This is a genomic window from Kitasatospora sp. NPDC056273 (assembly GCF_042268845.1).
Lineage (GTDB): Bacteria > Actinomycetota > Actinomycetes > Streptomycetales > Streptomycetaceae > Kitasatospora.
In genome coordinates this window covers 21,253-46,044 of record NZ_JBHJSJ010000003.1, presented here as the reverse complement: position 1 = coordinate 46,044, position 24,792 = coordinate 21,253, and the positions used below count along the sequence as shown (strand labels likewise).

The following is a 24,792-nucleotide window of genomic DNA, read 5'->3' as shown; positions in this document are numbered from 1 at the left end:
CTCACGGACGCGGGGCGTAGCCGATCCGGAAGGTCGCGGCCTCCAGCCGTTCCGGGTCGAGCCGGACGTCGGTCAGCCGCTCGGCGAGCGCGAACGCGGCTTCGCCGCACAGGTCGTACGCCTCCGTCTCCAGCTCGAAGCCGCAGGCGGTCAGCAGCTCGGGGATGCCGGGCGCCTCGGCGTCCGTGCCGTCCCGCTGGTCGGGGAAGAGCGGCTCGAAGTGCAGCCGCTGGATGCCGTGCTCCCACCAGTGGAAGTGGTCGGCCCCCAGGGCGTTGCGGTAGTGCGAGACCAGCCGGGTGCCCTCGGCGAGCCGGAGGATCTCCGCGTCCAGGGTGCCGAGGTAGCCGAAGGGCTCCACCGCGAGCGCCCAGCCGTCGAGTTCGGTGACGGCGACGAGCAGCCGGTCCTCGGCGGGGTCGAACAGCTCCCTGGCCTCGGCGTCGGCCCCGTTCGTGTAGGAGCTCCAGCGGGCCACCACCTCCTCCAGCCCGACGGCGCCCGTCCCCGGCAGGGCGTTGAAGCGGCACAGCAGTTCACCGGCCTCGAGCCCCTGCACCTGGGTGAGGCAGCAGGCCTCACCCAGGACGGGGTAGCGCCGGGTGAACCAGGTGTAGTCCGTGGCGTGTGCGGTCATGACGGCGATGCTGCCAGACGCCTCGGACAGCGCCCGCCCGAGGCCGTCAGAGCCAGACCGGCTCGTCCGTTCCCCAACGCCCCGGCGGGCGCGACCAGTCGGCGGGCGCCCCCTCGTACCCGATCGGCGGCAGGGCGTGGCGCAACCGCCCGTACGGGGAGTCGACCTCGGCCAGCCGGCGGGCGGGGTCGTAGGGCTCGGACGGGCCTCCCCGCGGCGTCTCCGGTTCGATGCCGTGCAGCAGCCAGGAGGCCGTGCCGGCGAGGGAGAAGCGCAGGTGGCGGCCGCCGGGGCGGCGGGTGCGCTGGTCGGTGAGGGAGCGCAGCACGGCGGCGGCGACGAGGTAGCCGGTGCCGTGGTCGAGGGCCTGGGCGGGCAGCACGCCGGGGCGGCCGCCGGTGGCGGATCCGGTCTCGGGGGCGGCCTCGTGGGCGGCGATGCCGACACCCGCCTGGACCAGGCTGTCGAAGCCGCGCCGCCCGGCCCAGGGGCCGGTCCAGCCCCAGGCGCAGAGCTGGGTGAGGATCAGGTCCGGGCGACGGGCGAACAGCGCGTCGGGGCCGAGGCCGTGGGCGTCGAGGGAGCCGGGGCGGTACGCGGAGACGACGACGTCCGCGGTGGCGAGCAGGCCGTCGAAGACGGCGCGGTCGGCGGGCTCGGCGAGGTCGAGGCGGGTGGAGCGCTTGCCGAAACCGGTGTCGGCGTGGGCGTCGTCGGCCTCGGGCAGCCGGGGCGAGTCGACCCGCAGGACGTCGGCGCCGAGCAGGGCGAGGGTACGGGTGGCCACCGGTCCGGCGATCACGCGGCTCAGGTCGAGGACCCGGATCCCGGCGGCGGGCCGGTCCACCGGGGCCTGGCCGAGCGGGCGGACCGGCGCGGTTCCGGCAGCGGCGCCGACCTCCAGGTGCTCCACGAGGGGGTGCACGGCGCTGCTCACCGGCACGACGGCCACCGCGAGCGCTCCCGCCGCGTACGCACGCTCCTGGATCCGCTCGGCCGGCAGCCTGCCGAGCACCTCGGCGAGCTGCTCGGGCCCGGCGTCCGCGGCGAGGCCGAGGGCGGAGAGCAGCCGGGTCCGGTGGTGCGGGTAGTTGGCGTGGGTGCGCACCCAGCCGTCGGCGGTGCGCCAGAAGCCGGAGTGCGGGGCGAAGTTGACGGGCGCGCGGCCGTCGACCGTCAGGTGCCGCTCACTGACGAAGGCGGTGGCGACGGCCCCCTGGTCCACCCGGACGGCGGGGACGGACGCGGCCAGGGGCGCAGAGCCTCCGGTGCGGTGGGACGCGAGCTCGGCGGCGGCCAGCGAACAGACCGCCACGGTGGCCCGGGCGAGCCGGCGCACCGGCAGCCCGGAGGGCAGGACGTCCTCCGGGCCGTGGAAGGTCACCCGCTCCAGCAGCTCGGGCGGTCCGCCGAGAGCCGCCCAGGCGTGGGCGGTCGGGCGGTCGACGGCTCCGGCGGCTGCCGCCGTCCCGGTGGTTCCAGTGGCCGCGGTGGTTCCTTCTGGCAACGGGCGCTCGGTCATGCCCGGCATTGTGCTCCCGTTCTCAGGCGCTCGCTGTGACGCCCGCCACCAGCATCAACAGCACCGCCGAGACCATGGTCATCCGGCGGGCCGCCTGCGGGGTGCCGCCGAACCGGCCGCCGAGCCGCCCACTGGCGTACGCGACCAGCCCGTACACCACCGCGCAGGCCAGCACGTTGAGCGAGCCGAGCGCGAGCACCTGGCCGCCGACCGGCAGGGCGGCGTCCGGGTCGACGAACTGCGGCACCAGGGACAGGTAGAGCAGCAGGCCCTTGGGGTTGAGCAGCGCGGTCAGCATGCTCTGGCGCAGCACCGTCGCGGTGGGCTGCGGCTTGGGCGCGGTGAGGGCGGCCGCGCCCCCGCTCTTGCGCAGCGCCAGCAGCATCATGACGGCCAGCACCAGCAGGTACGCGGCGCCGGTGAGGCGCAGCACGGGCAGGGCGGCCGGGACGGCGCGCAGCGCGGCGGCCAGTCCGGCGCTGGAGAGCAGCGTGTGGACGGCGTACCCGGCGCAGACCCCGCCGACCGCGATCAGCGCGGCACGGCGTCCCTGGCCGAGGCCGCGGGCGGCGATGTAGAGCCAGTCGGGGCCCGGGGTGCAGACCAGCAGGAGGTCGACTCCGAGGAAGAGGAGGAGGGCGTGGGTGTCCATGGGCGTGGGCGTGGCCTGTCGTGCTCGTCGCGGTGTGGGCCCGGCGGATCGGCCAGGGGTCGTTCCGGCGGGTCGGCCGGAGGTTGTTCCAGCGGCCTGCCGGGGTGCCCCGGGGATCTGCCGGAGTGACCCGGCAGCGGGTTCGGTCACTGAAGGTAGCCGGATCGGGCTGGCACGCGATGGCGACTTCGTGCTGGTCGGAGCGGCGTTTTGGCAGAATGTTGCGCCATGGACCGAATCGACCGCAGAATCCTCCGCGAGCTCCAGCAGGACGGGCGCCTGACCAATGCCGAGCTGGCCTCCCGGGTGGACCTCACCCCGTCCCCCTGCCTGCGCCGGGTGCGCCAACTGGAGCAGGACGGTGTGATCCGCGGCTACCGGGCGGTGCTGGACGGCGCGGCGGTCGGGCGCGGGTTCCAGCCCTTCGTGACGATCACCATGCGTCACGAGGACCAGGTGACGGTCGCCGAGTTCGAGCGCCGGGTGGCCGAGCTGCCGGAGGTGGTGGAGGCCCACCGGCTGTTCGGCGAGCCCGACTACCTGCTGCGGATCGCGGTGGCCGACATCGCCGCGTACGAACGCTTCATCACCGACGTGCTCTCCGGCCTGCCGGGCATCGCGCAGGTCAACTCGCACCTGACGATGAAGCAGGTGAAGGCCGACCGGGGGCTGCCGGTCGGCGGGTAGGGTGCGAACGGGGGGCCCGCGCGGCCGCCCGTACGGGGGCAGAGCGACGCACTGCGACATGGGGGCTGAATTGCACGTGATCCGCCGTCTCGACCTGGGGTACTTCGTCCGACCGGCCACCGAAGTGGGCGGCCCGGAGCCGCGCGTGGAACCGGTGCTCGCGTACCTGGTCCGGCGTCCGGAGGGGCTGCTGCTGTTCGACACCGGGATCGGTGGCGGCGAGCCGGAGACCGAGGCGCACTACCGCCCGGTCCGCCGCCCGCTGCCGGAGGCGCTCGCGGCGGCCGGGGTCGCCGTCGCCGACATCGACCTGGTGGTCAACTGCCACCTCCACTTCGACCACTGCGGCGGCAACCCGCTGTTCGCCGGCACGCCCGTCCTGGTCCAGGCCGAGGAGCTGGCCACCGCCCGGCGCGGCGGGTACACCATCGACGCGCTGGTCGACTTCCCCGGCGCCGAGTACCGCGAACTCGACGGCGAGGCCGAGGTCTGGCCGGGCGTCCGGGTGCTGCCCACCCCCGGCCACACCGGGGGCCACCAGTCGCTGCTGGTGGACCGCCCGGGCGGCGGGCCGGTCCTGCTGGCCGGGCAGGCCTACGACTTCGCCTCCGAGTACGGGCAGGCGGTGCTCGCCCGGCGGGCGGTGCGCGAGGGCGTGGCCCCGCCGCTGCCCGGGTACCGGGCCTGGCTCGACCGGGTGGCCGAGCACGGGCCGCACCGGGTGCTGTTCGCGCACGACAACGCGGTCTGGGAGCCGGCCGAGTAGCCGCCGGAGCCCCGGCCGTCCGGAGGGGACCGGTCGCTCAGGAGGCCCGGAGCGTCCGGGGCGGCCTGGACCTCCGGGGCGCCCAGGGTGGCCGGGGCAGCCGGGACATCTAGGGCGGCCGGGGCGCTCAGGAGGCTCAGAAGGTGAAGCGCAGCGAGCGGACCCGGTGGTCGAAGCTGGACGGGACGAGCTGCGGCTCGCCGACCGACCGCGCCTCGGGAAGGCGGGTGAACAGCTCGCGGAACAGCGTCGTCATCTCCTGCCGGGCCAGGTGCGCGCCGAGGCAGTAGTGCGGACCGCCGCCGCCGAAGCCGAGGTGGGCGTTGGGCGTGCGGGTGATGTCGAAGACGTCGGGGTCGGGGAAGACCTCCTCGTCGCGGTTGGCCGAGCCGTAGAACAGCGCGACCTTCTCCCCCGCGCGCAGCAGCGGGCCGCCGGAGCCGCCCAGCTCGTGGTCGACGGCGAGGGTCCGGTTGAACTGGATGATCGGCGTGGCGTGGCGGACCATCTCGTCCACCGCGCCGCCGAGCCGTCCGTCGAGGTCCTCGAGCAGCAGGGCGCGCTGCTCGGGGTGGACGGTCAGCAGGTGCAGGCCGTGGGCCAGCGCGTTGCGGGTGGTCTCGACCCCGGCGACCAGCAGCAGGCTGAAGAAGGCGCCCAGCTCGCGTCCGGTGAGCCGGCGGCCGTCCACGTCGGCGGTGACCAGCGCGGAGATCAGGTCCTCCTCCGGCCGGCGACGGCGACGGCGGCCGATCCCGGTGACGATGCCCTGCATCCGGGCGAGCGCCCGCAGCCCGCGCCCCGGCACCCGCAGCCGGCGGCGCAGCGGCCGGGCCACACCGATGTCCTCGGAGGTGCGGTTGACCAGGTCGAGGATGGTGCGGCGCGGCCGCTCCGGGATGCCCATCATGGTGCAGATCACCTGGAACGGGAGTTCGGCGGCGACCGCAGTCACGAAGTCCTCCGGCCGCTCCCGCTCGATCCGGTCGACCAGCTCGGTGCTGATCCGCCGGACGTCCTCCTCGACCCGGTCGAGCAGCCGCGGGGTGAACGCCCGCGAGACGATCCGGCGCAGCTGGGCGTGGCGGGGGTCGTCCAGGTTGACCATCGAGTCGCCGAACAGCAGCCGGACCCAGCGGGCCGGGACGGGGGTGGTCACACCGGGGCCGCTGAGGAAGACGGCGGGGGTGCGGCTGGCCTCGACCACGTCGGCGTGACGGACCAGGGCGTGGAAGCCGCGACCGGTGGCACGGTCGCCGAAGAACACCGGACCGGGGCGGCGGCGCAGCTCGGCGAAGGCGGCGGCGCGGTCGGGGGCGGGCAGCTGCCAGAAGCCGGGGTCCGCGAGGTCGACGGACGCGGGCAGGGCGGCGGGCTCGGTCGGCTTCGCGGGCTCGGCCGGGGTGGCGGCCTCGGCCGACTCCGCTGCTTCAGCCGGGGTGGCGGGGTCAGCCTCGTCGGCGGGCTCGGTGGATCCGGGTGGGTCGGCCTGCTCTGCGGCCTCGGCCGGTTCAGCGGCTCCGGCCGCGTCCGCCGCTTCGGTCGGCTCTTCGGCTTCAGCCCGCTCCGCGGCTTCGGCTGGTCCGGCGACGTCGGCCGACTCGGCGGATTCGGCCGGGGCGGCAGCTTCCTCAGCCTTGGCCGACTCCTCTGCTTCAGCCGGCTCGACGGCTTCGGCCGGTTCGACAGCTCCGGCCTGCTCGACAGCTCCGGCCGGGGCGGCGGCTTCGGCCTGCTCGCCGAGTTCCTCGGCTTCGACTTCAACCACGGCCGTCGCCTGTTTCCGGCCTGTCGCCTGCTGCGGGACGGTCGGCTCCGTGGGGGCAGCGGACTTGGCATTGTCGGCAATGGGCGCCGAGGTATCCGTCGGGGTCTCCAAGGCCGGACCTCCCTGCTTCTGAACAGCGTCGTCCCGATACGCACCGTACGGGGTGGTGCACATTAAGTGAGCAATGGGGTACGTGCTGTCAAACCGCCCCGATGGTCCTACGAGCCGTTGTTCGGTTCGTCGCGTCAGGTCGGCGGGCCGAACCGGGTGGTGATCCGGCGGGCTCCGGGGGCCGGCGGCCGGGCATGGTCTCACGGCACAGAACCGGCCATGACCGGAGGGTGCGCTACGGGCCGGGCAGGGCGGGTGCGACGATGAGTGCCATCGTGATGACCGACCGGATCCGCCTGCTGCGCGCCGTGGTCTTCGCCGCGCTGTGCGTGGCGATGGCCGCCACCGCGCACGTCGCCATGGCCGGATCCGGAGTCTCTCCGACGGTGCTGGCCGGCGGGTCCGGGGCGGTCCTCGGGCTGACCTGGCTGCTCGCCGGGAAGCGGCGCGGACTCGGGGTGATCAGCCTCTGGATGGTCGTGGCGCAGACCGCGCTGCACCAGTTGTTCGAACAGGCCGCGGCGTTCTCCCGAGGGGGCGGCGGCCTCGGCCGGCTCGCCACCACGGACTGGGCCGCCCTCCTGCTCTGCAACCCCGACCGGGCGCCCGGCGGGCTCTCCCCGGTCGAACTGGCGCGGATGGCGGGCATCGACCCGGACGTCCCGCCGGCCACCGGCGGTCTGCGGCCGGCGGCCGGGACGCACCACGGGGGCTCGGGCGCGACCGCCGTGGACGCGGGCCTGCCCGGGATGACCGGGATGCCCGACGGACCGCACATGATGCCCGACGGCGCGTTGCACGGCGGCGGGTCGTACGGCGGCGGGTCGTACGGCACGGCGCAGGACCTGGTGAGCGCACCGGCGCAAGGACCGGCGCACGACATGGCGCACGGGATGTCCCACGGCATGTCACCGGGAATGGCCGCCGCCCACGTGCTCGCCGCGCTGGCGTGCGCGCTCCTGCTCTGGCGCGGCGACGCGGCGCTGGTCCGGCTCTTCGAGCTGCTCGGTGCGCTCGGCGCGGTGGTCGCGGGCGCGCTCCTGCTCCCGCTGCTGGCGCTGTTCGCGCGCCCCTTCGGCTACCGGGCCCCGGCACCGTCCCGCCCGGCCGACGACCGGGCCCGGCCGCCCCGGTCGGTGCTGCTGACGCATGCCGTGGTCCGGCGCGGGCCGCCGGCGTTCGCCCTCGCCTGCTGACGCGCCCGCCGCTGCTTCTCCCCGCCCGGCCACCTCCGGCCACCGGGACCCCGCGACGGGCAGGTCGCCCTGCCGTACGGCCGCGCCCCGCGCCGTCGTGCCGTCAGGGTGCGGGCCGTCGTCCGCCGCCGCGCCTCCCCAGGGCCGGCGTGCCGCGCGGCTGCCCATGGACGCCGACGGTGCCGCCCTGCGCGGTGCCGCTCCCCGCCTTCCCCTCGGGACCTTCCCATGCCTGACTTCGACGGCGCACCGGCTCCGGCCGGCGCCACCGTCCCGCCGTTCCCGCTCCCCCGGACGCGCCCGCCCCGCCGGGCACGCCCACCGCGCCTAGCGCTCGACGGACCGCGGTCCGTCCGGAGCACGGCCTTCGGGGCCGCCCTCGCCCAGCCGGGCCAGCAGCCGGGCCGACCACTCGGGCGAGGGCCCGTCGGTGGCGCCCGCCCGCACCCGGCCGTGCAGCTGCTCGGCCCTGGCCAGCCACTCCCGGCAGCCGGCGCAGCGCGCGACGTGCCTGTCCAGCCGTACCTCCGGCAGACCGCTCGGTTCGCCGTCGAGCCGGGCGGACAGAGCGGTACGGAACTGCGCGCATCTCATACGACCATCGTCCCGCATGGCCGTGCCGCCGGGACCGGCCGGGCAGGGGGCCGCCGTGGATGACGAGCAGCTCACCGCACTGGCGCTGACCGCCCGCTCCGGACGGGCGGCCGACGTCGAGGCCTTCGTCCGGGCGACCCAGCGGGACGTCTGGCGCTTCGTCGCCCACCTGACCGACGTGCAGTCCGCCGACGACCTCGCCCAGGAGACCTTCCTGCGCGCACTGCGCGGCCTGCCCGCGTTCGCGGGGCGCTCCTCCGCCCGCACCTGGCTGCTGTCGATCGCCCGGCGGACGGTGATCGACCGGTACCGGATGGCCGCCGCCCGGCCGCGCTGCGCGGCCCTGCCGGACTGGCAGGAGGCGGCGGAGCGGCAGGGCGGCGCACCGACGGCCGGGTTCGAGGACGGCGTCGCGCTCGGCGACCTGCTCGACCGGGTGCCCGCCCAGCGGCGCGAGGCCTTCGTGCTGACGCAGGTGGTCGGCCTGAGCTACGCCGAGGCGGCCGAGGTCGCCGGTTGCCCCGTCGGGACCGTCCGCTCCCGGGTCGCCCGGGCGCGGGAGGAGCTGGTGGCACGCCTGCGCGCCGCCGAGGCCGGGGAGCTCGCGACCGCCTGCTGAGCGGCGGGCGGGCGGCTGGCAGCGGGCAGCGGCGGACAACTGACAGCGAACAGATAACAGATTTCGAAATCTGTTATCTGTTCGCTGAAAGCTGTCGTCTGTCGTCTGTCGTCTGTCCGTTGTCCGCTGCCAGCCGTCAGCTTCCGGCTATCGAGAAGAAATCCCCCAAGTGTTCGGAACCGGAGCCCCCTCGCCACCGACTGCTGTACCGGACCCCGCCGCCGAGGCGGCGTCCGGTACAGCAGTACGGGAGACGGAGGGACTTCATGACGGCGCAACCAACCCCGACCGCCTCATCTCTGACGGAGCGTCAGCAACCACCGGCGGACCGCTGGAGCCTGGTCGTCGCCGCCGGACTGCTGTCCTTCGTCGCCATGCTCGACATGAACGTGGTCAACCTCGCGCTCACCGACATCTCGGCCGGCCTGCACGTCTCCCCCGGGGTCGCCCAGTGGGCCGTCCTCGGGTACCAACTCCCGCTCGTCGCCCTGCTGTTGCCCGCCGGTCGCTGGCTGGACCAGGTCGGCACCCGCTCGGCCCTGCTGCTCGCGGTCGGCTGCTTCGCCCTGTGCAGCGTGCTGGCCGCCTGCGCCCCGTGGGCCGGTTGGCTGATCGCGGCCCGGCTGCTCCAAGGCGCCTTCGGGGCCGTGCTCTTCGTCCTGATGCCGGTGCTCGCCGCGACCTCCGTCCGGCCCGAGCTGCGCGGCCGGGCGATGAGCGTGCCCGCGACGCTTGGTCCGCTCGGCGCCGTCACCGGGCCGGTGATCGGCGGTCTGCTGCTGGACCACCTGGGCTGGCGGGCGATCTTCCTGGTGAAGCTGCCGGTCTGCCTGGCCGCCGTGCTGATCGTGCGGCGCCACGCCCCGCGCCGAGGCGGACTGCGGCCGCCCGACCGGTCCTCGCTCGGCGACGCCGCGCTGATCGGCGCCGCCGTGGCCGCCGTCCTGCTCGGGCTCACCCTGGCCCCGAAGTCCGCGCTGTGGCTGCTGCTCGTCCTGCCCGCCGTTCCGCTGGTGCTGCTCTGGCTGCACCGCCCGGGCGGCCGACCGGTGGCCGAGGTGCTGCGGGCCGCCGGGACCGCCGGGGTCAACGCCTCCGTGCTGGCGCTCGCCGCCGGATTCGCGGCCTGCCACTACCTGCTCGCCCAGCACCTGCGCGGCCCTCGGGGCGAGAGCGCCACGGCCACCGCGCTCACCATGCTGGCGTTCCCGCTCGGCATGGTGCTGGCCGGCCGGGTCGGCGGCCGGCTGGCCGACCGCTGGGGCGCCCGCCCGACCGCGCTCACCGGCGCCGCCGTCACCACCCTCGGCCTGGCCCTGCTCGTCCCGCTGGACACCGGCTGGTCCGCCCCCGAGATCGCCGCGCGGCTCGCCCTCGCCGGTGCCGGGATGGGCCTCAACGGCGGCCCCACCCAGGCCCTGGTGATGTCCGCCTCCCCACCCGGGAAGCTCGCCACCGCCGGCTCCGCCGTCCAACTCGCCCGCAGCCTCGGCTTCGCGCTCGGCCCGGCCCTCGCGACCGCCACCGCCCTGGCCGGGGCCCGCGACACCACCGGGACCCGGGCCGGAATCGCCCTGGCCGCCCTCGTCGCGGCCACCGCCGTCGCGCTGCTCGCCCTGCACCGCCGCCCCAGGCCCTGACCGCCCCACCCCGCACTGCACCGCACCGCGCCGCGCCGCACCCGCCCGAGCGCACCCCACCACCACCCCCTCCCCACCGAAGGACCGCTTCAGATGACCGACACGATCCCCGACCCGGCCGCCACCGACGACGCCCCGCGCTGCCCGTACGGGTACGACCGGCTGCCCTCCCCCGTCCCGCTGTACGGTCCGGAGTACAAGCGCGACCCGTACCCGCTCTACCAGCGGATGCGCGAGGCCGGGCCGGTGCACCGGGTGGAGTTCCCCAGCGGCATCCACGCCTGGCTGGTCACCGGCTACCGGGCCGCCCACGCGGCCCTCAACGACCCCCGCCTCGGGAAGAACCACAGCCTCGGCAACGACAACTGGCGCCGGCTCGCGTCGATCATGCCCGAGCCCCAGCACTCGCAGCTCCAGGTCCACCTGCTCCACCAGGACCCGCCCAAGCACACCTCGATGCGCCGGCTCGTGCTCGACGCCTTCGCCCCGCGCCGGGTGGAGTCGCTGCGCCCCCGGTTCCAGGAGCTGGCCGATGCCCTGGTGGACGAGCTGCCGGAGTCCGGCGGCGCGGACCTGGTGGCCGGCTTCGCGGCCCACTACCCCTTCCGGGTGCTCGCCGAAGTCATCGGCCTGCCGCCCGAGTTGGCGGACCGCTTCGACCGGGACTGGGGCAAGGTGGTCCAGCCGGTCGGCCCGCAGGACCCCGGCCGCCCGGCGTACGAGGCCCGACTGCGCGGCCTCCAGACGTACATCGCCGACGTCGTCGCCCGTAAGCGCGCCGACTGCCGCGAACCCGGCTGGGCGGCACAGGAGGACCTGCTGGGCCGGCTCGTCGCCGCCCATGACGCGGGCGAGTTGAGCCGCGCGGAGCTGGACTCGATGGTGTTCCAGCTGCTGGTCGCCGGGCAGGAGCCGGTCACCAACCAGATCACCACCATGCTGGTCACCCTGCTGCGCCGCCCCGAGCAGCTCGCCCGGCTGCGCGAGGGCGTCGACGAGCCCGGCCGGCTCGCCCGGGCGGTGGAGGAACTGCTGCGCCACGACGCCGCGTTCGAGCTCACCACCTGGCGGTTCTTCGCCGAGGACAGCGACCTGTTCGGCACCACCGTCCCGGCCGGCGACTCGGTGATCGTCTCGCTCTGCGCCGCCAACCGCGACGACGCGCAGTTCCCCGAGCCCGACCGCCTCGACCTCGACCGCACGCCCAACGCCCACCTGGCCTTCGGCCACGGCATCCACTACTGCCCCGGCGCCGCGCTGGCCCGGGCCGAACTCCAGGTCGCCCTCGCCACCCTGCTCACCCGGCTGCCCGGGCTGCGTCCGGCCGAGGCGCCCGGCGACGGCCTGGCGGACCTGGCCTGGGTCCCCGCCGTCCTGGCCCGCGGGGTGAACCGGCTGCCGGTCGCCTACGCCCACCGCCGCTGATCCCCGGGCGCACCGCGCCCCGGCTCCGACCGTCCGGCTCCGCCCGCCCGGAGCCCGAAACCCGTACCGCACCGCCTTTCGTGGAGGACCCACCATGCCGCCCGTCGGCACCGCCCCTGCCGTCATCACCCCCGACGCCCTCACCACTGCCACCGGCGCCCCCGACACCGGCACCACCGCCGCCGCCCTCGCCGCCCGCGTCCTCGGCCTGCTGCTGCCGCACCGCCGCGCCGCGGACCCGGAGTTCGACGCCCGCCCGGAGCACTTCCCGCTCCAGCTGGCGCAGTTGGCGGACTTCATCGCCGCCGGCGAACCGATCGTCCTGACCCTGCCCGGCTTCCCCTGCAAGTCGCCGAACCCCGCGAAGGTGCTCGGCCACCTGCCCGACGAGGGCGAACGGCTGTCGCTGACCTTCCTCGACGGCCTGTGCGCCGAGATCGGCCGCCTGCACGCACCCGGTGCGCGCATCCTGATCTGCTCGGACGGGCACATCTTCGGCGACCTGATCAACGTCCCGGACGACCACATAGACGCCTACTCGGACGCCCTGACCGCCATGATCGCCCGCGAGGGCCTGGCCCACCTCGACACCTTCGACCTGCGGGCCGTCCTCGGCGACCTCCCGTACGACGAGAAGCGCGCCCGGGTGCACGCCCGGTACGCGCCGAGCGTCGAGGAGCTGCGCGAACAGGTGCTGACCGAGGAGGAGACCCTGCGGCTCTACCGGGGCATCACCCGCTTCCTCACCGAGGACACCGTCGGCTTCACCGGCACCCGCTCCGCCCTCCAGCGGGAGTGCCGCCGCCGCGCCTACGGCGTGATCCAGCGCAGCCGCGCCTGGGGCGAGTTGATCGCCGAACACCACCCGCGCGCCGTCCGGCTCTCCATCCACCCGCAGCCGGCCGGGGCGTCCAAGTTCGGCATCCGACTGCTGGCGGCGGCCGACTCCTGGACCACCCCTTGGCACTCCTCCGTGCTCCACCGCGCCGACGGCCAGCGGGAGTTGCTGCGCAGCGACGAGGCCGCCCGGCTCGGCCGACTGGTCCTGCGGGACGGCCGGCCGAGCCACTACGAGTGCCGCTAGGCCGCGGTCCCGTACGGGAAGGAAGGAAAACCTAGCGCCCCGGCACGGCGGCCTCCGCCGCCGCTGCCGGGGCGCGGTGGTCGAAGGCGATCAACGGGTCGCCGGTGAGCGGGTGTTCGACCACCGCGGCCCGCACCCCGAAGACCTCGGCCAGCAGCTCGGCGGTCAGCACCTCGCGCGGCGTCCCGGAGGCCACCAGGGCGCCGCGGTGCAGGACGTGCAGCCGGTCGCAGACCGAGGCGGCGGCATTGAGGTCGTGCAGGGCCACCAGGGTGGTGCGGCGCTGCTCCCGGAGCAGGGCGAGCAGTTCGACCTGGTGCCGGACGTCCAGGTGGTTGGTCGGCTCGTCCAGCACCAGGACGTCCGGCTGCTGGGCGAGCGCCCGGGCCAGCAGCACCCGTTGCCGTTCCCCGCCGGACAGTTGGGCGAACCGGCGGTCGGCGGCCCCGGCCATGCCGACCCGGGCCAGCGCCTCGGCGGTGATCCGGCGGTCCTCGGCGTCGTCGGCCGCGAAGGCCCGCTTGTAGGGCGTGCGGCCCATCGCGACCACCTCGCGGACACTCAACTCGAAGTCCCCGCCGCGCTCCTGGGGCAGCGCCCCGATGTGCCGGGCGGACTCGGCGGGCCGTAGCTCCGCCAGGTCCCGCCCGGCCAGCAGCACCCGCCCGGCGCTGGGCCGCAGGTGCCGGTAGACGGTGCGCAGCAGGCTGGACTTGCCGCTGCCGTTGGGGCCGACCAGTCCGGCGATCTCCCCCTCCTCGGCGATCAGGTTGGCCCCGGCCAGCACCGTCCGGCCGGCCAGGGCGACACTCAGGTCCTCCACGGCGATCCTCAACTGCGCTCCAGTCGTCGGTCCAGCAGGTAGAGCAGGGTGGGGGCGCCGAGGACGGCGGTGACCACGCCGATCGGCAGTTCCTGGCCGTCCAGGGCGGTGCGGGCCACCGTGTCGACGACGACCAGCAGCAGCGCCCCGGTGAGCGCGGACAGCGGCAGCAGCCGCCGGTGGTCGGCGCCGACCACCAGCCGGCACACGTGCGGCACCATCAGCCCGACGAAGCCGATCGCCCCGGAGACGGCGACCAGCACCCCGGTGAGCACACTGGTGACGACGAAGACCTCGCGGCGCAGCCGGGCGACGTCCACACCGAGCCCGGCGGCCGTCTCGTCACCCATCAGCATCGCGTTGAGCCCCCGGGCGCGGGCCTGGAGCAGGGCCAGCCCGAGCGCCACCGCGACGGCCGGGACGGCGAGTTGGGCCCAGACAGCGCCGCCGAGGCTGCCCATCAGCCAGAACAGCACGCCCCTGGTCTGCTGCTCGTCGCGGGTCTGCAGGACCAGGTAGCTGGTGATGCCGCCGAGGAACTGGGCGATGCCGATGCCCGCGAGGACCAGGCGCAGCGGGGAGAAGCCGCCACCGCGCCGGGCCATCAGCCAGACCAGCGAGAACGCGGCGAGCGCGCCGGCGAACGCCGCCAGGGAGACGGTGAGGCCGAGCGCGCTGCCGAAGGAGAGCTGGAGCCCGAGGGTGGTGCCGAGGACGATCGCGGCGACCGCGCCGAGCGAGGCCCCGGAGGAGATGCCGAGCAGGTACGGGTCGGCGAGCGGGTTGCGGACCAGAGCCTGCACGGCGGTGCCGACCAGGCCGAGCCCGGCGCCCACCACGGCCGCCAACAGGGCACGGGGGACGCGCAGTTGCCAGACGATGAGATCACGGGTGCCTGGCTCCGGGGCCCGGCCGGTGAGCCGGCGGGCGACCACCGACCAGACCTCGGCGGCCGGGACGTCCACCGAGCCGAGCGAGACGGCGGCGGTCAGCGCGAGCACCAGGGCGACGACGAGGACGGCGGCCAGCGGCCCGGCCCGCAGGATGCGGGCCGGGCGGACTTCGCCGCGCTCCTTCCGAGCGGTGGCCGACGTCACCGGCTACTGCCCGTTCTTGGCGAGGTCGGGGGCCTTGACGAGGTCAGGGTGGACGGTCGCGGCGATCTGCCGGACGGCGTCGGCGTTGCGCACCCCCGCGATGGTCGTCACCTCGGAGCCGAGCCGGACGAAGTGCCCCTCCTGGACGGCCTTCAGGCCCTGGGTCGCGGGAAAGCCCTTCAGGAAGGCCTCGGCCTCGTCGAAGGCCTTACGGGTGGCCTCCTCGCTGCCCCGGTTGCGCACGGCCAGCTGGATCCAGTCCGGGTTCTTGGCGACCACGTCCTCCCAGGAGCCGGGCTTGAAGTCGGCGTCGCAGTCGGCGAACACGTTGCGCGCCCCTGCCTGGGTGATCACGGCGTTGGCGACCTGCCGGCCGCAGACCGCCACCGGCTGCTTGGTGCCGGCGTCGAAGTCGAAGACGAAGTAGCTCGGCCGCTGCCCCTCCGGCACGGCGGCGAGCGCGGTGCGGACCTCGCCGAGCTGCTTCTCCATCCCCGCGACCAGCTCCTCCGCCCGCGCGGCCGTGCCGGTGACGGCGCCGAGCCGGCGGACGTCCTCCTCGATCCCGGCCAGGTCGGTGCGCGGCGCCTTGGCGGCCTTCGGCGTCCCGGCGCAGGCGGTGGAGAGCAGGTAGACGTGCTGGATGCCGGCCGCCGCGTACTCCTCCTCGCTCGGCCCGGTGGCGCCGCCGCCCATCATCGGCATCGCGCCGAAGGTGTCCACGTAGAGGTCGGCGCCGGAGCCGAGGAGCTTCTCCTTCGGGATGCTCTTGTCCCCGAGTACCGGCACCTTGGCGCCCTGCTCGGCGAGCGCGGCGGGCAGGGTGCCCTTGCCGGGCGGGAAGCCGGTGCCGATCACCCTCTCCCCCGCGCCGAGTCGGAGCAGCAGCTCCAGGCTGGAGGCGTTGCTGGTGACGATCCTGCCGGGCGCCTTGGCGATGGTGGTCTCCTTGCCCGCGCAGTCGGCGACCGTGACGGGGAAGCCACCGCCGGCGTCGGGCCGGACGGTGACGGAGGCGCTCGGCCCGCCCCCGGTCCCGCTTCCGCAGGCCGTGGCGAACAGGGCGACGGCGGCCGCGATTCCGCAGACGACACGAGGGCGCATGACAACTCTCCTGGTCGGTGATGGTGCTCGGTGACGGTCCCGGGTGACCGGGCTCGGTCCTGGCACCGGGTGGTCGTACTGAGGGCCCGTGCTGCGGACCCGGACCAGGTAGTCGGACGGCCCGGGCGATGGGTTCCCGGCGGTTGGTCTCCGGCGATGCACGGCCGGCAGCGGGTTCCCGGCAGTGGGTCTCCGGTGCCACGCGCGGCCGGTCGCCGTCCGCACGCCCCGTCGCCGGGGGCCGGACGTAGGCTGACCGGATGGCCGACCCCACCGCCCCGCGCGACGACCTCGACCTCCCCGTCCGGCTCGGACCGCGCCCGCCCCGCCGGGTGGTCTCGCTGGTGCCGTCACTGACCGAGGCGGTCGCCGCCACCGCACCCGGCCTGCTGGTCGGCGCCACCGACTGGTGCAGCCACCCCGCCGACCTGTCCGTCACCCGGATCGGCGGCACCAAGAACCCGGACGTCCCGCGCATCCTCGCGCTCGCGCCCGACCTCGTCCTCGCCAACGACGAGGAGAACCGGCGCCCCGACCTGGACGCGCTGCGGGCGGCCGGCGTCCCGGTCTGGGTCACCGACATCCGCACCCTGGACGACGCCTTCCGCTCCCTGCACCGGCTGCTGACCACCGCCTGCGGGCTGCCCCGGCCCGCCTGGCTGGACGAGGCGGAGGCCGCCTGGGCCTCCGTCGGGAGCGGCGGCGCGCCCCCGGAGGCCGACGGCCCCCGGACCGTCGTCCCGATCTGGCGCCGCCCGTGGATGGTCCTCGGCCGCGACACCTTCGCCGGGGACCTGCTGCGCCGCCTGGGCCTGCGGCTCGTCCACGCCGACCACCCCGAGCGCTACCCGGCCGTTCCACTGCCCGAACTGCTCGCCTGCCAGCCGGAGTTGGTGGTCCTGCCGGACGAGCCGTACCGCTTCACCGCCGCGGACGGCCCGGAGGCGTTCCCGGGCACACCGGCGGCACTGGTCAGCGGACGGCACCTGACCTGGTACGGACCGTCGCTGGTGACCGCCCCGGCCGTACTGCGGCACGCCCTCGACCACCCCCTCGGTCCGGGCGGTCCGGACGCCTCGTAGGACGACCGCCCGTGACACCTGGGGACCGGCGTACGTCGCCACAGGGCGCCCCGGAACACGACAGGGCCCGGGACGCGTGCTCGCGTCCCGGGCCCTCGGCCTGTGTGGCCGTACGTCGTCAGCCGCGCGCGGCGGCCACGGCGGCGCCCAGCGCCTCCTTGATCCGGGGGCCGAGACGGGCGAAGCCCAGCTCCTTCATGGCCGCCCGCAGCAGCTCCTCATCGGTCCGCTCGGCACCGTCGCCGTCCACCCACCGCACGACGGCGAGCAGCTCGTCGGCGGAGTAGGCGGTCACGGGGCGGCCGGGCGTGAAGTCCGGCTTCGCGGGACGGGCGTCGGCCTCGGGCTCGGCGGTGGGCGCCTCGACGGCGGCGACGGCCTCGGGCTCGGCCTCGACGACCGGCTCCTCGACAGCGGAGACGGGCTCGGGCTCGGCCTCGGGCTCGACGGCGGGCTCCTCGGCGACGGCTTCGGGCTCGACGGCGGGCTCCTCGACCTCAACCGCAGGTGCTTCCACGGCAGCCTCGGGCTCGGCCACCGGCTCCGCCACCTCTTCGGCCACAGCCTCGGCCTCGGCGACGGGCTCCTCGACAACGCTCTCGGGCTCGGCCTCGGCCTCAACCACAGTCTCGGCTTCAACCGCAGGAACGGCGGCCGGCTCCTCGACGGCGGGCTCCGCCACAACGGCCTCGGCCTCGACCACAGGCTCGGCCTCGGCCTCAACCACAGTCTCCGCCTCAACGGCAGTCGCGGTGGCCGACTCCTCGGCGGGCTCCACCACAACGGCCTCGACGACCGCCTCGACCGTAGCCTCAGCGACGACCGCCTCGACCTCAACCGCAGGCTCATCAGCCTTCACGGCCGACGCCTCGACAGCGGGCTCCACCGCAACGGCCTCGGGCTCGGCCTCGACAACCGGCTCGGCCACAACCTCGGCCTCGACGGCAATCTCAGCGGCCTCGACAACCGGCTCCTCGACCGCGACCTCGACCGCGGTCTCCTTGACCTCGACGGCCTCGGCGACCGGGGCAGCCTCCGGCTCCGTGTCCACCGTCGTCTCGTCCGCGGCCGCAGCCTCGGCCAGGGCGGCGGTCGCGGCGGCCACCAGGTCGTCGGCTGCCGGGGAGGGCGCCGGGAGGGAGACCACAGCGGCCGGGGTCTCCTCCTCGGCCTGCGCCGCCGCCGGCTCGTCGTCAGCGGCAACCGCGTCCGATGCCGGTTCGGCCTCGATCTCGACCTCGGCCTTGGTCTCGGTCTCGGTCTCGGTCTCTTCCTTGGTCTCGGCCTCAGCCTCGGCCACCGCAGTCGCAGTCGCCGCAGCGGTCTCCTCGGCGTCCTCCACCGGAGCCGTCACCGCGGCCGGGGCCTCTTCCACGAGCCCGTCCCGCTGTCCGCCGGCCAGCGCCTGCAGGGCAGCCGCCTCGGCGTCGGCCCGGTCGGTCGGCTCCTCGGTCCCGGGCTCCTCGACCGCAGCCTCCTCCGTACCGGTCGCACCGTCGGCATCGGCATCGGCATCGGCCACAGCACCGGCAGCGTCCTCGGCACCCGGCTCCTCGACCGGCGCCGCCTCGACAGCAGCGGCGCTCTTCTCCGCCAGCCCGTCCCGCTGCCCGCTCACCAGCGCCTGGCGGGCCGTGTACGCGGCCTCGGCGGCGCGGCGGTCGGCCTTGGCGGTGGCGAGTTCGGCGAGCAGGTCGGCGAGGCCGGCCTCCTCGAGGCCGGCGCGCAGGCCGCGGATGGTGGGCAGGCGGTAGAGGGTGCCCTCGTCGGCGGCGAGGCGCTCGACCAGGTCGATCAGCTCGGCGAAGGGCAGCCCGTCGAGGTCGTGGTCGGGCAGCAGGCGGGCGAGGCCGCGCAGGCCGGTGTTGATCGTCTCGAAGGCCTGGGCGGTGCGGTCGACCAGGGCGCCGTCGGTGGGCACGCGCGGGAGGGTGCCGGCCGGGGCGAGCGCGGCCCAGGCGCGGCGCTCGATCTCGGCGGAGGTGAGGGCCTCGTGCAGGTCCTCGCGGCGGATGCGGCGGTCGGTGGCGAGCGCGACGGCCTGCTTGCGCAGCGAGCGGCCGCGCAGCCAGGAGAGCTTGACGCCGTTCTCGCGGCGCCAGGTGCTGTCGGCGGTGGCGGCGGCGAGGGCGCCGAGGTCAGCGTCGTACGCGGCGGGGAAGAGGGCCGCGGAGGTGCGGTGCACCCGCTGGAGCATCTCGACCAGCAGCGCGGTCTTGGCGACGGTGTCGGGCTCGTCCAGCTTGGTGTCGGCGGCGAGGGAGAGGACGGCCTCCCAGGTCTGCTGGAGGTCGCTGCCGCGCAGTTCGGCGAGGGCCGTGGAGGCCGCGCGGGCGTCCTCGGGGGTGGCGACGGTGTCGACGGCCGCGTACCAGGCGTGGGTCTCGGCGGTGAGCGTGAAGGCCCCGAGCTCGGCGTAGCGGCCGAGGTCCTCGCGGAGGTCGGGCTCCGCGGCGGCGTCCTGGGGGTCCTTGACGTCTGCGGCGTCGGCGACGTCCGCCGGGTCGGCTGCGTCGGCGTTGCGCGAGTGAAGCACTGTCATGTGAGGTCCGGTTCTGGGCGTCGACGGCGGGGCTGGCGGCGAGGGGGCGGCGGACCGGGTGCGCGGGGTCGCCCCTGGGGCGGGGCTAGGGGGCGCGCGGTCGGGCTGCCGGTGTGGACGCCCAGAATACGGGTGCCCGTTCGAGCCTTGCACGCACCCACCGCCCGGACGGGCGGGTGTCGTGTGCCATACCGCCCGCCTGGCCGCCACTCGGGCGGTCCGACCGGGTGGTCCGGCGCCGCTCCGGAGCTGGTCCGGAAGTGGCCCGGCATTGGTCCGGACGGGTGTCTCCGCTGCTCACGGCTCCACACCGCCGGCCCTCATCCCGCGTCCTCCCGCCGCTCTCCGCCGGAGGGCCCGGGCCGCCTGTCCGGCCGCATGTCCGGCCGCCGGTCGGGCCACCTGCCGGGCCGACGGAACCGCTCCAGCGGTACGTCCCGTACGCCGCGTCCCCGTGCCGGTCCCCGTCGGCCGAGCGGCGGCCGGTACCCGGCCCGGCCGACGGCGTGCAGATCGACCGGAGCGAGGTACTCGCCGAGCGCGGTGCGGTGCCACCACGCGCCGGTTTCCCGCAGTTCGCGCCAATCGGTGAACCGGTAGAGGTAGAGGGTCGCCCGGACGTGGGTCGGCGGGGCGTCCGGGAACGGGTTGTGGCGCAGCAGGCGCAGGGTGGCCCGGTCGCCGGACAGCAGGCGGGTGACGAAGGGCAGGAACCAGGGGCGGGCGTAGGCGGGCGAGATGCCGGCGAACCACATCAGCCAGTCGAGCCGCAGGTGGTAGGGCGCGAACTGGCGCGGGAGCCGACGGACATCGCCCGGCTTGCCCTTGAAGCCGTACTCGCGCCAGACGGTGTGCGGGGTGAGCACGGCCTCGTCGGTGCCCTCGACCACCACCTCCTGGCGGAGCCGGTTGACGCTGCCGAAGGCGCCGTAGGTGTTGACGAGGTGGAGCCGGTTGAAGGAGCGGTTCATGGCCTGGGCGCGGGAGAGCATGTTGCGCACCGGCCAGTAGCTGAGCACTACGACGATGGTGGTCAACGCGATCACGAGCGCCTCGTACCAGAGCGGCGCGCCGGGGTACGCGCGGGCGTGGACGGGCAGGCCCAGGCGGGCCGGCTGCACGGCGGCGAGGACGAGGACGATGGTCAGCCAGTTGAGCCAGGCGAAGTTGCCGGAGGCGACCAGCCAGAACTGGGTGACGAGGACGGCGCAGGCCGCGTAGCTCGCGATCGGTTGCGGCAGCAGCAGGCCCACCGGTACGACGAGTTGGACGAAATGATTGGCGGCGGCCTCCACGCGGTGGACCGGGGCGGGCAGGTGGTGGAAGAACCAGCTGAGCGGTCCGGGCATCGGCTGGGTCTCGTGATGGAACCGGAGACAGGTCAGGTCCCGCCAGCAGCTGTCGCCGCGCAGCTTGATCAGTCCGGCGCCGAACTCGACCCGGAAGACCAGCCAGCGCATCAACCACAGCACCAGGGTGGGCGGGGCGGTGTCGGCGTTGCCCAGGAAGGCCGCGAGGAAGCCGGCTTCGAGCAGCAGGGACTCCCAGCCGAAGGAGTACCAGGTCTGCCCGACGTTGACGATGGAGAGGTAGAGGACCCAGAGCACCGCCCACAGCAGGACGGACGCCCAGAGCGGGACGGCGTCGCCGAGCCCGCCCACCACCGCGGCGGCGAGGGCGGCGCCGCTCCAGGCGACAGCGGCGAAGAACCGGTCGCTGTAGTGGAGGTGGAACAGGCCGGGGGATCGGCGGAACGGGACCCTGGCGGTGAACCGGGGCACCGGCAGCATGCCGTCGGCGCCGATCAGGGCGCGGAACTGCGCGGCGGCGGCCAGGAATCCGATCAGGTAGAGGGCGGCGAGCAGGCGTTGGACGAGCAGCCGGCTCAGCCAGTAGTCGGGGGCGGCGAACCAGTCCATGCGGCCCATGCCTACCACCCGGCACCCCGGGCGCGGGCCCGGTCGGGGCGGCGGAGCGGGGACGGTTCACCCGCTCGGCCCGGCGGAATCCTGGGGGGATCCCGCAGGCATCCCGGCGAACCCCCGATACCGGACGGCGCCGGACGGCACCGGACGATCTCGGACGGGCCCGGGCGGTACCGCGCCGACACCATCGGCACCGCACCGACACCGTGGCGGGGTCCTCTCCACGGGGGTGAGAGGCGCCCCGCCACGGCGGTGGGCGGTCCGCACCGGCCGGGGTTCAGCCGGGCAGGACGGGACCGGCCTCGCCCGCGATGGCCGAGCGTCCGGGCACGGAGCCGCCGCTCTGCTGGAGCCGGTCGACGAGCAGGGCGGCCAGCGTGCCGAGCTCCTCCTCGGTGCGGGACTGGGCGGTGATGTCCATGCCGACGGTGAGGACGCCGTTGATCCGGCCGGTGAGCGCGGCCCGCAGCGGGGTGCAGGTGAAGCTGAAGACCTGCCGGCCGCGCTGGGCGTCCGGGCGGGCGGCCTGCATCCGGACGTTGTCGAGGACGGCGGTGCGACCGGTGCGGTACGCCTCCACGACGGTCTGTTCGAGGCCCGCCGCGCCGAGCTGCGGGTACGCGGCGCCGATCGTCCCGTACGCCGTCGGCGCGCCGAAGGTGTCGGCGTGCTGGGCGTTGGCGTAGCGGATCTCCTGACCCGGGCCCTCGGTGAGCAGGATGGGGTACGGCGAGCCGTCGAAGGCGGCGAACATCTCCTGGCGCTGGGCGAGCAGGCTGTCGCGCAGCCGGATCTCGGAGAGCAGCGCCTCGGCGAGGTGCTGGATGTCGCGCAGCCGCTCGCGCCCCCACTGCCGGGGTTCCCGGTCGAGCACGCAGACGGTGCCGATGACGGTGTTGGTGTCGTCGACGAGCGGGGCGCCGAGGTAGGCGCGGACGCCGAGTTCGTCCACCACCGGGTTCCCCGCGAACCGGGGGTAGGCGAGGATGTCGTCGAGGGCGAGGGGGGAACGCTGGGCGACCACGTGCGGGCAGAAGCCGTGGCTCAGCGGCATCTCGCGGGTGGGGAGGTCGAAGGCGATGCCGCGTTCCGCCCAGGACGATCCGTCCTCGGCCGCGGCGTCGGCCGAACTTGGCGGAATGTAGAGCCCCCGGAACATCTGGCGTTCGTCGTTGATGAAGTTGACCATCGCGATGGGAGCGCGCGTGATACTGGCTGCCAGGTGGGCGAAGCGGTCGAAGGCCTCGTCCGCGGACGGGTCGTTGAGCCCAAGGCCGCGCAGCCTGCGGGTTCGCGCGGACTCCCCGGAGGCACCCGGGAACTGGCCTTGAGTGCTCATCACATCTGTCATGGCGCACATGTAACCAGACATCAGAACGCCCGGGCGGGTCCGATCGACCGTTCTTCAGTCCTGCCGATGTCCTTCCGGAGTCCTTCCAGCGCCCGGCCGGAGCCGCACCGGAGCCTTGCCGATGGCTCGTCAAAACCGCATGTGGACGACCGGTCGACGGACCGTCACGGAAGCGAAGATCGATTCCCGCCCGGCGCCCGGACGAAACCCCTCCCGACGGGGACGGGCCGAATCGCGCCAATCCAAGATCGACTCTGGGATGCCCCGGTACCCCATACAACAATGAGCCCTGCCGAAGACACGGACGGTTCCCGTCACCGGGACACCGCCCGGTGACGCATGCGCCGATCGCACCGGGGCGACCGGCCGACACCCCCGCACACCCACCGCCCCCCGTAGGGGTCGCCGGAGCGGCATCGACGGCACGGACGGAGGCACGGCACCACACGTATCGAGAGGACCGGAGCATGGCGATGGACTACTTCACCGACGAGCGTCACGAGGGCCTTCGCGCCGAGGTCCGTGACTTCGCGGAGAAGGAGGTGCGTCCGCGGGTGGCCAGGATGGAGGCCGAGCGGACGATCGAGGTCGAGCTGGCCAGGGAGATCGCCCGGCAGGGCTGGATCGGCGTGACGATTCCCCGGGAGTTCGGCGGCCTCGGGCTGGGGCACGTCGCCAAGACCGTGATCATCGAGGAGCTGGCCCGGGTCAGCGGGGCCGCGGGCTCGATCGCGCAGGCCTCCCAGCTGGGCGTGGCCAAGGTCCTCCACTACGGCTCCCAGGCCCAACGCCGCACGTGGCTGCCGAAGTTCGCCTCCGGAGAGTGCCTGCCGACCATCGCCGTCACCGAGCCGGAGTCCGGCGGGCACGTGCTCGGGATGACCGGCACCGCGATCCGCGACGGCGACGAGTACGTGCTCAACGGCCACAAGTGGTTCGTCGGCAACTCCCACATCGGGGACGTGCACGGCGTGGTGCTGCGCACCGGCCAGGGCAGCCGGGGCCTGTCCGCCTTCCTGGTCGAGAGCGACCGCCCCGGGTTCCGGACCGGCTCCCCCGGCTCCCAGAGCGGGCTGCACGGCTTCAGCTTCGGCGAGATCATCCTGGAGGACTGCCGCATCCCGGCCGGAAACCGGCTCGGCCGGGAGGGGCGGGGACTGGACGTCGCCTACTCCTCCTCCACCCTCTACGGCCGGATCAACCTCGCCGCCGTCGCGCTCGGCATCCACACCGCGATCGTCGAGGACACCGTCCGGTTCGCCGAGGGGCGCGTCCTGTACGGCCGGCCGATCAACCAACTCCCGAACATCATGCTCAAGTTGGGTGAGATGCAGTCCCGGCTGATGACCGCCAGGCTCGCCGCCTACCACGCCTCCCACCTGCTCGACCACGGCCGCGCCTGCGACGCCGAGCTGATGAACGCCAAGCTCATCAACACCGAGTACGCGCTGGACTCCGCGCGCAACGCCATGGAGATCCACGCCGCCCGCGGCCTCCAGCCCGAGTTCCGTATCGAGCGCTACCTGCGGGACGCCACCCACGTCTACCCGCCGGCCGGCACCTCGGACGTCCAGCGGCTGCGGCTCGGGCAGTTCGCCTCGGGCACCTACGGCAAGCAGTGGTCGGCGGAGCTGTCCGAGCTGACCAGCTGGCCCTGGAGCGAACTCGCCGCCCAGCGGGAGGCCCACGTGGAGAAGCCGCCAGGCCTGGGCGGACGGGTGCTGCCGATGCCGCTGGCGGGCTGAGATCCCGCCCGCCGCGGCGCGACTTGACCTGTTCCTGTCGCATCCTTGCCGTGGCCGTCCCCGACCTCCGAGGGCCGTCGGCCCGACCCGACCGAGGGCCGTGAGCTGCGGCTTCGCGCCGGCGGAGCGTCCGGCGCGGGCACCGTCGCGAGGCCATCGGCCTTGTGCGCAGAGCCAGTTGATATTGCGCCGACCGCACCACGGGCTGATAGCGTTCCGTGCCGTCGGCGGCCGTGCTGCACCCCGCCGGACCGGTGACACCACGTCACCGGCTCCGACGGATCCCGGCCCCGGCTCCCTGCGACCCGGCCGCGCCGTACGGGTCGGCCCGCCGCTCGGACCCACCGGTCCGAACCGGCGCGCCGGTCCCGCGGCCAGGCCCCACGACCCGGTTCCAGGACCGGGTTCCACGACCCGGCCCC

The 24,792-nt window shown here is 74.9% G+C and carries 20 protein-coding genes; 9 read left to right on the top strand and 11 right to left on the bottom strand.

Translation table 11 applies throughout. The features are described from left to right. Position 1 precedes the first annotated feature (1 nt). The 3 genes from ACFCY1_RS03440 to ACFCY1_RS03430 are packed head-to-tail and all read right to left on the bottom strand — an operon-like array spanning position 2 to position 2,811. Entirely contained in the window at positions 2 to 637 is a 636-nt protein-coding gene (locus ACFCY1_RS03440; protein ID WP_375873337.1) for a DUF6461 domain-containing protein, read from the bottom strand. A 46-nt stretch (positions 638 to 683) separates the two neighbouring features. Further along, positions 684 to 2,159 carry a CoA transferase gene (locus tag ACFCY1_RS03435; RefSeq protein WP_375873336.1) on the bottom strand — a complete coding sequence of 492 codons (1,476 nt, stop codon included), beginning with the start codon at positions 2,157 to 2,159 and terminating at the stop codon, positions 684 to 686. Between the two features lie 22 nt (positions 2,160 to 2,181). Beyond that, the gene (locus ACFCY1_RS03430; protein WP_375873335.1) at positions 2,182 to 2,811 is read right to left on the bottom strand and encodes a LysE family translocator; all 630 of its coding nucleotides are present in this window, start codon (positions 2,809 to 2,811) and stop codon (positions 2,182 to 2,184) included. Between the two features lie 228 nt (positions 2,812 to 3,039). On the opposite strand from ACFCY1_RS03430, the gene ACFCY1_RS03425 reads away from it, so the two are divergent. Beyond that, positions 3,040 to 3,498 carry an Lrp/AsnC family transcriptional regulator gene (locus ACFCY1_RS03425; RefSeq protein WP_049652743.1) on the top strand — a complete coding sequence of 153 codons (459 nt, stop codon included), beginning with the start codon at positions 3,040 to 3,042 and terminating at the stop codon, positions 3,496 to 3,498. Positions 3,499 to 3,556: 58 nt separating this feature from the next. Further along, positions 3,557 to 4,264 (top strand): N-acyl homoserine lactonase family protein, encoded by a 708-nt coding sequence (locus tag ACFCY1_RS03420; protein ID WP_049652745.1) that lies wholly within the window; start codon positions 3,557 to 3,559, stop codon positions 4,262 to 4,264. Between the two features lie 136 nt (positions 4,265 to 4,400). Here the strand turns inward: ACFCY1_RS03420 and ACFCY1_RS03415 are convergent, their stop codons facing one another. Continuing rightward, positions 4,401 to 5,630 (bottom strand): cytochrome P450, encoded by a 1,230-nt coding sequence (locus tag ACFCY1_RS03415; protein WP_375873494.1) that lies wholly within the window; start codon positions 5,628 to 5,630, stop codon positions 4,401 to 4,403. A gap of 776 nt (positions 5,631 to 6,406) precedes the next feature. Between ACFCY1_RS03415 and ACFCY1_RS03410 the strand changes: the two genes are divergently transcribed. Then, positions 6,407 to 7,339, top strand: coding sequence for a hypothetical protein (locus ACFCY1_RS03410; protein ID WP_375873334.1), 933 nt, complete (start codon positions 6,407 to 6,409; stop codon positions 7,337 to 7,339). 327 nt (positions 7,340 to 7,666) lie between these two features. On the opposite strand, the gene ACFCY1_RS03405 is transcribed toward ACFCY1_RS03410, so the two are convergent. Next, positions 7,667 to 7,933 carry a zf-HC2 domain-containing protein gene (locus tag ACFCY1_RS03405; protein ID WP_375873333.1) on the bottom strand — a complete coding sequence of 89 codons (267 nt, stop codon included), beginning with the start codon at positions 7,931 to 7,933 and terminating at the stop codon, positions 7,667 to 7,669. Positions 7,934 to 7,949: 16 nt separating this feature from the next. Here ACFCY1_RS03405 and ACFCY1_RS03400 point away from each other — a divergent pair, with 16 nt between their 5' ends. The 4 genes from ACFCY1_RS03400 to ACFCY1_RS03385 all read left to right on the top strand — a co-directional run bounded on the left by ACFCY1_RS03400 (position 7,950) and on the right by ACFCY1_RS03385 (position 12,701). Next, on the top strand, positions 7,950 to 8,552 hold the full coding sequence (locus tag ACFCY1_RS03400; protein WP_049651662.1) for a sigma-70 family RNA polymerase sigma factor: 603 nt from the start codon (positions 7,950 to 7,952) through the stop codon (positions 8,550 to 8,552). A 266-nt stretch (positions 8,553 to 8,818) separates the two neighbouring features. Further along, positions 8,819 to 10,192, top strand: a complete 1,374-nt coding sequence (locus tag ACFCY1_RS03395; RefSeq protein ID WP_375873332.1) for an MFS transporter — start codon at positions 8,819 to 8,821, stop codon at positions 10,190 to 10,192. 93 nt (positions 10,193 to 10,285) lie between these two features. Next, a complete protein-coding gene (locus tag ACFCY1_RS03390; RefSeq protein WP_375873331.1) occupies positions 10,286 to 11,617 on the top strand; it encodes a cytochrome P450 in 1,332 nt (443 codons plus the stop codon). Positions 11,618 to 11,711: 94 nt separating this feature from the next. Beyond that, a complete protein-coding gene (locus ACFCY1_RS03385) occupies positions 11,712 to 12,701 on the top strand; it encodes an L-tyrosine/L-tryptophan isonitrile synthase family protein (RefSeq protein WP_375873330.1) in 990 nt (329 codons plus the stop codon). Positions 12,702 to 12,732: 31 nt separating this feature from the next. On the opposite strand, the gene ACFCY1_RS03380 is transcribed toward ACFCY1_RS03385, so the two are convergent. The 3 genes from ACFCY1_RS03380 to ACFCY1_RS03370 are packed head-to-tail and all read right to left on the bottom strand — an operon-like array spanning position 12,733 to position 15,725. Continuing rightward, a complete protein-coding gene (locus ACFCY1_RS03380; RefSeq protein ID WP_375873329.1) occupies positions 12,733 to 13,536 on the bottom strand; it encodes an ABC transporter ATP-binding protein in 804 nt (267 codons plus the stop codon). Continuing rightward, a complete protein-coding gene (locus ACFCY1_RS03375) occupies positions 13,533 to 14,621 on the bottom strand; it encodes a FecCD family ABC transporter permease (protein ID WP_375873328.1) in 1,089 nt (362 codons plus the stop codon). Before ACFCY1_RS03375 ends, ACFCY1_RS03380 begins: the two co-directional genes overlap by 4 nt. A gap of 3 nt (positions 14,622 to 14,624) precedes the next feature. Further along, positions 14,625 to 15,725 (bottom strand): ABC transporter substrate-binding protein, encoded by a 1,101-nt coding sequence (locus ACFCY1_RS03370; protein WP_375873327.1) that lies wholly within the window; start codon positions 15,723 to 15,725, stop codon positions 14,625 to 14,627. Positions 15,726 to 15,985: 260 nt separating this feature from the next. Between ACFCY1_RS03370 and ACFCY1_RS03365 the strand changes: the two genes are divergently transcribed. Next, positions 15,986 to 16,807 carry a helical backbone metal receptor gene (locus tag ACFCY1_RS03365; RefSeq protein WP_375873326.1) on the top strand — a complete coding sequence of 274 codons (822 nt, stop codon included), beginning with the start codon at positions 15,986 to 15,988 and terminating at the stop codon, positions 16,805 to 16,807. Positions 16,808 to 16,925: 118 nt separating this feature from the next. Here the strand turns inward: ACFCY1_RS03365 and ACFCY1_RS03360 are convergent, their stop codons facing one another. The 3 genes from ACFCY1_RS03360 to ACFCY1_RS03350 form a co-directional block, all read right to left on the bottom strand. Beyond that, entirely contained in the window at positions 16,926 to 19,349 is a 2,424-nt protein-coding gene (locus ACFCY1_RS03360; protein ID WP_375873325.1) for a hypothetical protein, read from the bottom strand. Between the two features lie 320 nt (positions 19,350 to 19,669). Continuing rightward, on the bottom strand, positions 19,670 to 21,268 hold the full coding sequence (locus tag ACFCY1_RS03355; protein WP_375873493.1) for a lipase maturation factor family protein: 1,599 nt from the start codon (positions 21,266 to 21,268) through the stop codon (positions 19,670 to 19,672). A gap of 283 nt (positions 21,269 to 21,551) precedes the next feature. Continuing rightward, complete coding sequence (locus ACFCY1_RS03350; protein WP_079272425.1) at positions 21,552 to 22,625, bottom strand: GAF domain-containing protein; 1,074 nt, start codon at positions 22,623 to 22,625, stop codon at positions 21,552 to 21,554. Positions 22,626 to 23,092: 467 nt separating this feature from the next. Here ACFCY1_RS03350 and ACFCY1_RS03345 point away from each other — a divergent pair, with 467 nt between their 5' ends. Then, positions 23,093 to 24,370 (top strand): acyl-CoA dehydrogenase family protein, encoded by a 1,278-nt coding sequence (locus tag ACFCY1_RS03345; protein ID WP_375873324.1) that lies wholly within the window; start codon positions 23,093 to 23,095, stop codon positions 24,368 to 24,370. Positions 24,371 to 24,792 lie beyond the last annotated feature (422 nt).